This is a genomic window from Tsukamurella pulmonis (assembly GCF_900103175.1).
In the GTDB taxonomy this organism is placed as follows: Bacteria; Actinomycetota; Actinomycetes; order Mycobacteriales; family Mycobacteriaceae; genus Tsukamurella; species Tsukamurella pulmonis.
Map to the genome: position 1 here is coordinate 1,593,158 of NZ_FNLF01000002.1, position 12,207 is coordinate 1,605,364.

Consider the following 12,207-nt stretch of genomic DNA (forward strand, 5'->3'; position numbering starts at 1 on the left):
ACGTGTCTAAGAATTGGACGCACCAGCCCGGTGGATGGTTCCCCCGAACTTCAAGAATTCCGGAACCAAACGGGCGCGCCGCGCGTCCAACAAGTATGGGGGGATTTCGAGTTGTCGGTGATACGGACTTCGGACGGATGTCGGCTGCGGAGATTCGCGCGATCGCACGGGCGCTGTCGGGGGATGGGGTGGCTGCTGATGGCCGGGCGATCGGACATGCCGGAGCCACCCACGCGCAGAGCCTCGCCGAGGTCGAACGCGACATCGCGGCTCTGAAGCACCGGTGGAGCGGTGAAGCTGCCGATAAGAGCTTCGAGCAAGCCAGCAGGTTCATCGCTGAGTCGTATCCGGTTGATAAGCACGTCGCCCAGATCGTCCGCCAACTTGACGGTCTCGCTGCAGCGGCAAGGGACACGAACACGCGGTACAGCGACTTCCAGGGACCTGGGATCGAGTGGAGGGACCTGAAGTTCTGGGATCCCTACAACGACAGCGCCGGCGCGAAGGTCGGTGCGGAGATCCGTGCTTCGTACACGTCGCCGATCCAGGCGGACGGCAGCACCATGCCTCTCCCCGAGAAGACGCGGAAGGTCGTCTTCGACATGGGCCCGGGTGTCGTGCCACCCGGGAGCGACGGCGGGGGTATCGAGGAGCCCGGCGGGGGCGTGGGCGGCGGTGGCGGCGAATCGGGAGGTGGAGCACAGGACGAGGGCACCGGCACCACGGGTTCGGGGGCCGACCTCGCCGACACCGCGACGACCGAAACGGCGTCCGAAGCCACCGGCGTGGGCGCCGGGACCGGTGCCGGCACAGGGGCGGGAACGGGCACCGGTACCGGTACCGGAACCGGCACGGGCACAGGCGCGGGTACGGGTTCCGGCTCGTCGCAGGAGACGGGCACGGGCTCCGATTTGTCGGCGCAGGACGCCAGCGGCTACGACCCGCTCGCCGATACGGAGCAGCCGGCGTCGCTGCTCTCCCCGGCGGCGGCGGTCCCGACGACGTCGACCGGACGGTCCGGCGGCGGGCTCTCGGGACTGTCCGGCGGGCGCGGGACCGGCGGAGTGGCCTCGCCTCTCGGGCTGCGGCAGGACAGCGCTGTCGCCCGTGGGGCTGCGGCAGCGGCCGGCGGCGGAGGCGGAAGCACCGGTGCCCGCGCCACGTCCGGGCCCATGGGCATGCCGCCCGCCGGGGCCGGCGGCCAGCGCGGCCAGGGCGACGGCAGGCACCGCCTGCCCGCGTACCTCATCGACCGGAAGAACGGTGAGGAGCTGGTCGGGGAGATGCCGCTCGTCGGTCCGGGGGTGATCGGTCAGTGGAAGGTCGACGGTCCGCCGGACGCGCAGCGCCCGCCCGCGCCGCCGGCTAGGACCTAGCCGCGTCCGCGGTGACGGCCTCGACCAGCGCCGGCAGCGTCGTGGCGGCGGTGCCGCGCCAGCTGTAGGACGCCACCTCGCTCAGCGGCGTCGCCTCGGGGTTGATCTCGACCACGGGGATGCCCGCGGCGAGCGCCGTCTCCGGCAACCGGGCGGCCGGGTAGACGATGCCGGACGTGCCGACCACGAGCACCACGTCGGCCATCAGCACCGCGGCCTCCGCGCGACTCCACGCGTCCATGGGCAGCGCCTCGCCGAACCAGACGATCCCCGGTCGGACCCGGGAGAGGCACTGCATGCAGGTCGGTGGGGTCGCGCGCAGCTGCGGGCCGACGTCGGCGCCGTCGGGGAGGAAGGCGTCCGCCCCGTGATACGGGGTCCCGCAGTTCTCACACCGCGGCTCGAACAGGCTCCCGTGCAAGTGCGAGAGCACGTCGGAGCCCGCGCGCTCGTGCAGGTCGTCGACGTTCTGCGTGACGATCGAGACCCGGCGGCTTCTGCCGAGCTCGGCCAGCGCGAGGTGGCCGGCATTGGGCGCGGCCTGTCGCGCGACGTGCGCGCGCCACTGGTACCAGCCCCAGACCAGGGCGTGGTCCCGGTTCCAGCCGTCCACGGAGGCGATCGCCTCCGGTTCGTACTGCTCCCACAGACCCGTCTGCGCCTCACGGAACGTCGAGATGCCGGATTCGCGGCTCATGCCCGCGCCGGTGAGCACGGCGACGGAGTCGGCCTCGCGCACCCACTGCACCACCTCGTCGGGAACGGTGGGCGCGTCGGACCGGTCGGAAGGGTGCGTTCCGGGCTGCATCGGGACAGCGTACCGAGGCTCGCCGGGCCCTCGCGCAAGGTAACGATTCGATAACAACTGCTACTCGCGGGAAACATCGGTGATCGGGGTCACGCGCCGGGAGACCTGCATGGATTCATGGGTGTATCGGCATTCGAATACACCCGTGAATCGATATTTCCAAGCTACTCGCCGGTATACCGACTGGTTACATATCTGCACGTCAGAGGTAGTGCGAATCCTGTGGTCTCATGGAATACGGGTTTTCCGCGGGCCTGCCGCGGACGTGCCGTCATTCGGCGCGCAGCGAGCTGATCCGAGGGAGATTCATGACTGTCGACGACTTCGTCACCGCCAACGCACGCACCGCGAAGGGACCGCGGAGCAACGACGCTTTGGTGGACCGGTTGGCGGCGGGGGAGCAGTACGCGCTCACCTTCGGCGGCCAGGGCGGCCCCTGGCTACCCGGCCTCGTCTCGCTCCTGGAGCAGACCGGCCTCGCCGACGATCCCGAGTACCGCGAACTCTTCGACGGCTTCGTCGCGCGCGCCGACAGCGTGCTCGAGCCCGTCCGCGCGGAGCTGCTGCGTGCGCAGGCCCTGACCTTCGACCCGCTGCGCTGGCGCGACGCCTCGATCGCCGCCTCCGAGGCCGAGACCACCGACGACGAGGACGAGGACGCCGCCCAGGCCGCGCCCGGCTCGCCGCGCCGCCTGCTCGCGCCCCAGGTCGACGGCGCCGTCTTCTCCGTCCCCGGTGTCCTGTTCAGCCAGCTCGTCGCCCTCTACGGCCTCGAGGCGCAGGGCCTCGACCCGTGGGACGTGCCGCCCGTCGCCGCCATCGGCCACTCCCAGGGCCAGCTCGCCGTCTCGGCCTTCGCCTCCCGCGGCAACGAGGGCGACCTGCTCGCGATCGCGCGCCTGATCGGTGCCGCCGGCCGCGTCGTCGCGCGCCGCAAGGGCCTCGTCGCCCTCGGTGGCGCCACCCCGATGATGGCCGTCACCGGCGTCCGGCAGGACAAGCTCGAGAAGCTGCTCGCCGACTTCACCGCCACCGTCGCGTTCGACGCCTGCGGCCCCGTGCTCGCCGTGCGCAACAACCGCAACTCCTTCGTGCTCACCGGCACCCCGAAGCTGCTCGCCGGCTTCCGCGAGTTCTGCGAGTCCGTCGCCGAGACCGAGGAGGAGCAGCGCAAGGAGAAGCTCACCGGCGGCGCCGCCTTCGCCCCCAAGTTCGAGGACGTCGCGGTCGACATCGGCTTCCACCACCCCGCGCTGGCGGAGGGCGTCACCCTCGTCGCGCAGTGGGCCGAGCGCTGCGGTCTCGACGCGGAGACCGCTGCCCGCCTGGCGGCGGCCGTCCTCGTCGAGCAGGTGGACTGGGTCGCCGACGTCGAGGGCGCGATCGCCAAGGGCGCTCGCTGGCTGATCGATCTCGGTCCCGAGGACATCGCCACCAAGCTCTCCGCCGCGCCCGCCCGCGGCCGTGGCGTGGGCCTCGTGCCCGCCACCACCCTGCGCGGCGCCCGCAACCTGTTCTCGCCCGGCGGCGTGCCGGAGCTCCCGCTCGCATGGTCGGAATTCTCGCCGCGCCTGGTCACCCTGCCCGACGGCCGCACCGTGCTGTCCACCCGCTTCACCGAGCTCACCGGCCGCAGCCCGATCCTGCTGGCCGGCATGACGCCGACCACCGTCGATCCCGGCATCGTCGCCGCGGCCGCGAACGCCGGCCACTGGGCCGAGTTGGCCGGCGGCGGCCAGGTGACCGAGCCGATCTTCGCCGACAACGTCGAGAAGCTGATCTCGCTCCTCGAGCCGGGCCGCGCCGCGCAGTTCAACTCGCTCTTCCTCGACCCGTACCTGTGGAAGCTGCAGCTCGGCGGTAAGCGGATCGTGCAGAAGGCCCGCGCCGCGGGCGCCCCGCTCGACGGCGTCATCATCACCGCGGGCATCCCCGAGCTCGAGGAGGCCACGGCGCTGGTCGAGGAGCTCACCGAGGCCGGCATGCGGCACGTCGCCTTCAAGCCCGGCACCGTCGAGCAGATCCGTCAGGTGGCGCGCATCGCCGCCGAGGTCCCGCAGTACCCGGTGATCGTGCACGTCGAGGGCGGCAAGGCCGGCGGCCACCACTCGTGGGAGGACCTCGACGAGCTGCTGCTGGTCACCTACGCGGAGCTGCGTGACCGCAACAACGTGGTACTCGCCGTCGGCGGCGGCATCGGCACGCCCGAGCTGGCGGCCGAGTACCTCTCCGGCGAGTGGTCGCGCAAGTACGGCGCCCCCGCGATGCCGGTCGACGGCATCCTCGTCGGCACCGCCGCGATGGCCACGCTCGAGGCCACCACCTCCGACGACGTCAAGCGCCTGCTCGCCGACATTCCCGGCACGCCCGACTGGATCGGCGCCGGCCACGCCGGTGGCGGCATGGCCTCGGGCCGCAGCCAGCTCGGCGCCGACATTCACGAGATCGACAACACCGCCTCCGCCTGCGGCCGCCTGCTCGACGAGGTCGCCGGTGACGGCGACGCGGTCGCCGCGCGCCGCGACGAGATCATCGCCGCCATGGCCGGCACCGCGAAGCCCTACTTCGGCGACGCCGACGCGATGACCTACGCGCAGTGGCTCGAGCGCTACCTCGAGCTCTCGGTCGGCACCCGCGAGCAGGTCGCGGCCGCCGCCGATTCGACGCTGTTCGCCGACTACGGCTGGCTCGACATCACGCACCAGGATCGCTTCCTGCAGATGCTGCACCGCGCCGAGGCCCGCCTCGCCGCGGAAGACCGCGGACCCATCGAGACAGCCTTCGCCGACGTCACCGCCACCGACGACGCCTACGCCGCGCTCGAGCAGCTGTTGCAGCGCTACCCGGAGGCGGCGTCGACCCGCCTGCACCCGGCCGACGTGCCGTTCTTCGTCTCGCTCTGCCGCACCCCCGGCAAGCCGGTCAACTTCGTCCCCGTCGTGGACAAGGACGTCCGCCGCTGGTGGCGCTCCGACTCGCTGTGGCAGGCGCACTCGCCGCGCTACTCCGCCGACGAGGTGTGCATCATCCCCGGCCCGGAGGCGGTTGCGGGCATCACCCGCGTCGACGAGCCCGTCGGCGAGCTGCTCAACCGGTTCGAGGCCGAACTCGTGCGCCGCCGCCTCGGCGCGGGCGAGACCGCGGAGGCCGTCGCCGGCCGCCGCGTCGTGCCCGGCGTCGAGTCGGTTTCGCTGGCGCGGGCCCTCGCCGCCACCAACGTGCTCTGGGCCGGCCGCCTCGTGCACAGCCCGATCGCCCGTCTGGGCGCCGGCAGCACCTGGACGATCGAGGCCGACGGTGGCTCCGCCCACCAGCCGGAGACCGGCGCCCGCCTGCGGGCGACCGGGGCGAACTCCGTCGTCCTCGAGATCCCGGTCTCGGGCACCGACCTGGTCATCCCGATCGAGGTCCCGGAGAGCTGCGCCGACGGCGGCGTCCCCGTCATCGAGCTCGGCGCGGCCAGTGAGGCCATGTCGAAGCTGGTGGCCCTGGCCGCCGCCGGCCACCTGCCCGCCGTCACCGACGGTGCCGCGAGCATCGACTTCGAGTTCCGCGCCGAGGACGCCGCGGATCACGCGGCGATCACCGCCGACAGCCTCCCCGTCGGACTGTCGGCCCTCTACGGCGACGAGCAGCTGGCCGTGCCGGACGCGTTCGTCGGCCTGTGCTGGCCCGCGTCCTTCGCCGTGGTCGGCGCCGCCACCACCGCCGAGGGCCGTCCGGTCGTCGAGGGCATGCTCGACCTGGTGCACCTCGATCACGCGATCGAGCTGGCCGCCAACCCGACCCCCGGCGCCTACCGCGCCACCGCCCGCCTCGAGGACGTGACCGCCACCGACATCGGCACCGTGGTCACCGTCGGTATCGACGTGCGCGCACCCGGCGCCGCCGCGCCCGCCGTCGTCATGACCGAGCGCTTCGCGATCCGCGGCCGCACCGGCGACGCCGAGCTGGCCGACCCGCAGCCCGCGGGCGGCGCGCGCGGCGAGACCGCCACCGAGACCCCGCGCAAGCGGGTCCGCCAGGCCGTCGTCAACGCCCCGCAGGACATGAGCGGCTTCGCCGCCGTCTCCGGCGACCACAACCCGATCCACACCTCGCAGGTGGCAGCCAGCCTCGCCGGCCTGCCCGGCCCGATCGTCCACGGCATGTGGCTCTCGGCCGCCGCGCAGCAGGTGGCGTCCGCCTCCAACGGCGACGTGATGCACCGCAAGATCCGCGGCTGGACCACCCGCTTCCTCGGCATGGTCCTGCCCGGCGACGAGGTGCAGTTCACCGTCGAGCGCGTCGGCATCGACCGCGGCGGCGAGCTGCTCGAGGTCACCGCGAAGGTCGGCGACGACCTCGTCATGGCCGCCTCGGCCGTGGCCTTCCCGGCCGTCACCGCCTACGTCTTCCCCGGCCAGGGCATCCAGGGCAAGGGTATGGGCCTGAACCAGCGCTCGCGTAGCAAGGCCGCCCGCGAGATCTGGGACGCCGCCGACGCACACACCCGCGAGAACCTCGGCTTCTCCATCCTCGCCGTGGTCCGCGACAACCCGCTGTCGATCCGTGCCAACGGCACCGTCTACAGCCACCCCGACGGTGTGCTGTACCTGACCGAGTTCACCCAGGTCGCGATGGCCACCGTCGCCTGCGCGCAGCTCGCCGAGCTCACCGAGATCGGTGCCCGCGTGGACGATCCGATCATCGCCGGTCACTCCGTGGGCGAGTACAACGCGCTGGCCTCCGCCGGCGTCCTGCCGCTCGGCACGATCCTCGAGACCGTCTTCCACCGCGGCCGCATCATGCAGCAGCTGGTGCCCCGCGACGAGCAGGGCCGCAGCCCGTACTCGATGGCGGCGCTGCGCCCCGAGCTGTTCGACGTGGACGACGCCGAGATCGCCGAGTGGGTCGAGGGCAACCTCGAGGGCGCCGACGAGTTCGCCGAGATCGTCAACCTCAACCTGCGCGGCGCGCAGTACGTGGTGGTCGGCAACCAGGCCGGCCTCGCCGCCCTGGAGAAGGCGATCGCCGAGCGCACCGGCAGCCCCAAGGCCTTCCAACTGGTCCCGGGCATCGACATCCCGTTCCACTCGTCGGTGCTGCGCGACGGCGTGCCGGAGTTCGCCGCGCGCCTGCAGGAGCTGGTGCCCGCCGAGTTCGACTACACCAAGCTGGTCGGCAAGTACCTGCCGAACCTGGTGGCCCGCCCGTTCGAGCTGACCGCCGACTTCGCGCTGTCGATCCTCGACGTGGTTCCCAGCGAGCCGGTCCGCGCGCTGGTCGCCGACTGGGATCGTGCCACCGCTCCCACGGAGCTCATGGCCACGGCCCGCACGCTGCTCATCGAGCTCCTGGCGTGGCAGTTCGCCAGCCCGGTCCGGTGGATCGAGACGCAGGATCAGCTGCTCATCGACACCGATCACGGCGGCCTCGGCGTGGAGCGCTTCATCGAGGTGGGCCTCGCGTCCGCCCCGACGCTCGCCAACCTCGCCAGCCGCACCCTGGCGCTGGCCTCGTACCAGCGTGCCGCCGCGACCGTGCTCAACGCCGAGCGCGACGCCGCGAAGGTCTTCGCCACCGACGAGGACGTCCCGGAGGACGACGGTGCCGACGCGCCCGCCGAGTCCGCGGCGCCCGCCGCCGCTCCCGCGGCTGCCGCCCCGGCCGCCGCGCCGGTGGCGAGCGCACCGTCGGGCGGCCCGCGCCCGGCCGACCTCGGCTTCGACGCCGCGGACGCCACGCGCGCCATGATCGCGATCTGGACCAAGATGCGTCCGGACCAGCTGGAGAAGACCGACACCATCGAGACGCTGTGCGACGGCGTGAGCTCGCGCCGCAACCAGCTGCTGCTCGACCTCGGTTCGGAGCTCAACCTCGGCGCCATCGACGGTGCCGCGGAGGCCGACCTGCCCACGCTGGCCGGCACCGTCACCAAGCTGGCGCGCACCTACAAGCCGCTCGGCCCGGTGCTGAGCGAGACCGTCGGCAACCAGCTGCGCAAGCTGCTGGGCTCCACCGGCAAGCGCCCGAACTACATCACCGAGTACGTGACCGGCACCTGGGAGCTGGGCCCCGGCTGGGCGCAGCACACCGTGCTCGCCCTGGCCACCGGCACCCGCGAGGGCGCCTCGGTCCGTGGCGGCGACCTCGCGACGCTGCTCGACGGCCCCGTCTCCAACGCGGCCGCGCTCGACGCGCTGATCGACCGCGCGGTCGCCGAGGTCGGCGCGGCGCAGGGCGTGCCGGTGGGCAAGCCGTCGGCCGGCGGCGGGGGCGGCGGGGCGACGGTCGACGCCGCCGCGCTCGCCGAGTTCACCTCCGCCATCACCGGCGAGGACGGCGCGCTCGCCGCCTCCGCCCGCGTGCTCCTGCAGAAGTTGGGGCTCGAGAAGGAGGAGGGCGGCCTGCCCGCGCTCGACGACGAGTCGGAGCGGCTCGCCGCGCTCATCGCCGCCGAGCTGGGCGACGACTGGGCGAACTCGGTCGCGCCGGCCTTCGACGCGAACAAGGCCGTCCTGATCGACGACCGGTGGGCCAGCGCCCGCGAGGACCTGCTCCGCGTGTGGAACATGGACCCGTCGACCTTCCCGACCTACAGCAAGCACATCCTGGAGACCGCCAAGGGCGCCGGTCCGGCGCTGGTCAACCAGGCCAAGTGGTGGGAGAAGAAGGCCACCGCGGCCGGGCGGCCGGAGCACGCCCGCGCCTACGCCTTCCTCTCGGGGCTCGCCGAGTCGACCCCGGAGCCGGGCGTCTACGCCGGCGAGGTGGCCGTGGTCACGGGTGCGTCGGCGGGGTCGATCGCCGGTGCGGTCGCCGCGCGACTGCTGGCCGGCGGCGCGACCGTCATCGCGACGACGAGCCGTCTGGACGAGAAGCGCCTGAACTTCTTCAAGGAGCTGTACCGCACCAGCGCCCGCACCGACGCGGCGCTGTGGGTGGTCCCGGCCAACATGGCGAGCTACGCGGACGTCGACGCGCTGGTCGCGTGGATCGGCGAGCGCCAGGCGGAGACGGTGGGCCCGTACACGATGGTGCACAAGGAGGCCCTGGTCCCGACGATGCTGTTCCCGTTCGCGGCGCCCCGGGTCTCGGGTGACATGTCCGACGCCGGGCCGCGCGCCGAGCTGGAGATGAAGATCCTGCTGTGGTCGGTCGAGCGGCTCATCGCCGGCCTCGCCGCCATCGGCAAGGACGTCGACCTGGCCTCGCGACTGCACGTCGTGCTGCCGGGCTCGCCCAACCGCGGCATGTTCGGCGGCGACGGTGCCTACGGCGAGGCGAAGGCCTCCCTGGACGCGCTCGTCACCCGCTGGAACGCGGAGAAGTCCTGGTCGGACCGCGTCACCCTGGCGCACGCCATCATCGGTTGGGTCCGCGGCACGGGTCTGATGGGCGGCAACGATCCGCTGGTCGAGGCCGTGGAGGCGGCGGGTGTGCGCACCTGGTCGACCTTCGAGATGGCCGACAAGCTGCTCGCCAACGCCAGCGCCGAGGCGCGGGAGCGGGCCGCGACGGCCCCGCTGTTCGACGACCTCACCGGCGGTTTGGGCGGCGTCAACCTGGACATGAAGGCGCTCGCCGAGCAGGCCATGGAGGCCCGCCTGGCCGAGGCCGCGGAGGACGACGCCGAGGGCACCATCCCGGCGCTGCCCGGTGCACCGGTCGCGACGCTCGGTGATCCCGACTGGGGCGGGGTCGAGGCCCGGCCCGAGGACATGGTCGTCATCGTCGGTGCCGGCGAGGTCGGCCCGTACGGCAGCTCGCGCACCCGCTTCGAGATGGAGGTCGACGAGCGGCTGTCCGCGGCGGGCGTCGCCGAGCTCGCCTGGGTGACCGGCATGATCACCTGGGAGAACGACCCCGAGCCGGGCTGGTACGACGCCGAGTCGGGCGACCTGGTTCCCGAGGCCGAGCTGGCCGACAAGTACCACGATGCGGTCGTGGAGCGCTGCGGCATCCGCGAGTTCAGCGACGACGGCGACATCGTCGACCAGTCCGCTCCGCTGTTGGTCTCGGTGTTCCTGCCCGAGGACATGTCCTTCGTCGTCGCGAACGAGGCCGAGGCGCGCGCCTTCTCGGACGCCGACCCGGAGAACACCGTGGCCGTGCCGATGGAGTCCGGCGAGTGGAAGGTCACCCGCAAGGCCGGCACCGAGATCCGCGTGCCGCGCCGCACCAAGCTGCTGCGCAGCGTGGGCGGGCAGGTGCCGGACGGTTTCGACCCGACCCACTGGGGCATCACGCCCGAGATGATGGAGTCGGTGGACCGCCTGGCCCTGTGGAACCTGGTCGCCACCGTCGACGCGTTCATCTCCGCGGGCTTCGAGCCGGCCGAGCTGATGGAGTACGTGCACCCCTCGCACGTGGCGAACACGCAGGGCACGGGCATGGGCGGTATGAGCTCGATGCGCGACCTGTTCATCAACACGCTGCTGGGTGAGCCGAATCAGAACGACATCCTGCAGGAGGCCCTGCCGAACGTCGTCGCCGCGCACGTGGTGCAGAGCTACGTGGGCAGCTACGGCGCGATGATCCACCCGGTCGCGGCCTGTGCCACGGCGGCCGTCTCCGTCGAGGAGGGCGTCGACAAGATCAAGGTCGGCAAGGCCCTGTTCGCGGTGACCGGCGGCTTCGACGACCTGTCGATCGAGGGCATCACCGGCTTCGGCATGATGCAGGCCACCGCCGACAGCGACAAGATGATCGCCAAGGGCATCAGCCCGCGGCGCTTCTCCCGCGCCAACGACCGCCGGCGCGCCGGCTTCGTCGAGGCGCAGGGCGGCGGCACGGTCCTCCTGGCCCGCGGCGACGTCGCGGCGAAGATGGGCCTGCCCGTCCTCGGCGTGGTGGCCTGGGCACAGAGCTTCGGCGACGGCGTGCACACCTCGATCCCGGCACCGGGCATGGGCGCGCTGTCCGTCGCGGCCGGTGGCCCCGAGGCGCCGATGGCCCGCAGCCTGCGGCAGCTCGGTGTGTCTGCGGACGACGTCTCGATCATCAGCAAGCACGACACGTCGACCAACGCGAACGACCCGAACGAGGCGAACCTGCACGAGCGGATCGCCGCGTCGATCGGCCGCTCCGAGGGCGCCCCGATGTTCGTGGTCTCGCAGAAGTCGCTGACCGGGCACGCGAAGGGCGGCGCCGCCGCCTTCCAGCTCATCGGCATGTGCCAGATGCTCAACGAGCAGGTGGTCCCGCCGAACCGTAGTCTGGACTGTGTCGATGACGAGATGCGCAAGTACCCGCACCTGGTGTGGCTGCGCGAGACCCACCGGTTCGACAACAGCTTCCGCCCCAAGGCGGGCCTGCTCACCTCGCTCGGCTTCGGCCACGTCTCCGGCCTCATCGCCGTCGTGCACCGCGACGCGTTCCTCGCCTCGCTCGACGAGCAGACGCGGGCGCAGTACCTGGCCACGGCGCGCGAGCGGGAGGTCGCGGGCGCGCGGGCGGTACTGTCGGCCATGTGCGGGCGCTCGGACCTGTACCGCAAGCCCCCGGCGGGCCGCCGCTTCGGCGCCGACGCCACCTCGGAGGCGACGGACCGCAGTGAGGCGGCACTGCTGCTCGACGAGGGCACGCGGCTGGGTGCGGACGGCACGTACTGCGCCGACGGATGCCGGTAGCCCGCTAGGCTTCCGCCATGGCCGTGGTGGGAGTCGGGATCGACGTGGTGCACGTGCCCGGGTTCGCGGAGCAGCTGGCGCAGCCCGGGACCACGATGCTCAGCTCGTTCAGTCCCGCCGAACGACGGGACGCCGCGGGGGACGTGCGCTCCTTGGCCGCCCGGTGGGCCGCCAAGGAGGCCGTCTTCAAGGCGTTCTCGTCGGGCTACTACGCCCAGCGTCCGGCCGAGAAGGAGGTCGGCGCCCGGGAGGTGGAGGTCGTCTCCGACGCCTGGGGCCGGCCGGCGGTGCGCGTGTACGGGCGCATCGCCGACGATCTGGGCCCGGGTGCGACGATCCATGTATCACTCACCCACGACGGTGACACCGCGGCGGCGTTCGCGGTGATCGAGAGAACTTAAGAGCGCGA

Annotated in this window: 4 protein-coding genes; 3 read left to right on the plus strand and 1 reads right to left on the minus strand. The window is 72.5% G+C overall.

Translation table 11 applies throughout. The features are described 5' to 3' along the window. Positions 1-188 precede the first annotated feature (188 nt). Positions 189-1,376 carry a WXG100 family type VII secretion target gene (locus tag BLQ62_RS08035; RefSeq protein WP_139184177.1) on the plus strand — a complete coding sequence of 396 codons (1,188 nt, stop codon included), beginning with the start codon at positions 189-191 and terminating at the stop codon, positions 1,374-1,376. Here BLQ62_RS08035 and BLQ62_RS08040 read toward each other — a convergent pair. Next, a complete protein-coding gene (locus BLQ62_RS08040; protein WP_068566063.1) occupies positions 1,366-2,184 on the minus strand; it encodes an SIR2 family NAD-dependent protein deacylase in 819 nt (272 codons plus the stop codon). The genes BLQ62_RS08035 and BLQ62_RS08040 overlap by 11 nt on opposite strands. A gap of 308 nt (positions 2,185-2,492) precedes the next feature. Between BLQ62_RS08040 and BLQ62_RS08045 the strand changes: the two genes are divergently transcribed. Then, on the plus strand, positions 2,493-11,798 hold the full coding sequence (locus BLQ62_RS08045) for a type I polyketide synthase (RefSeq protein WP_068566061.1): 9,306 nt from the start codon (positions 2,493-2,495) through the stop codon (positions 11,796-11,798). A 17-nt stretch (positions 11,799-11,815) separates the two neighbouring features. Further along, on the plus strand, positions 11,816-12,199 hold the full coding sequence (acpS, locus tag BLQ62_RS08050) for a holo-ACP synthase AcpS (protein WP_068536243.1): 384 nt from the start codon (positions 11,816-11,818) through the stop codon (positions 12,197-12,199). Positions 12,200-12,207 lie beyond the last annotated feature (8 nt).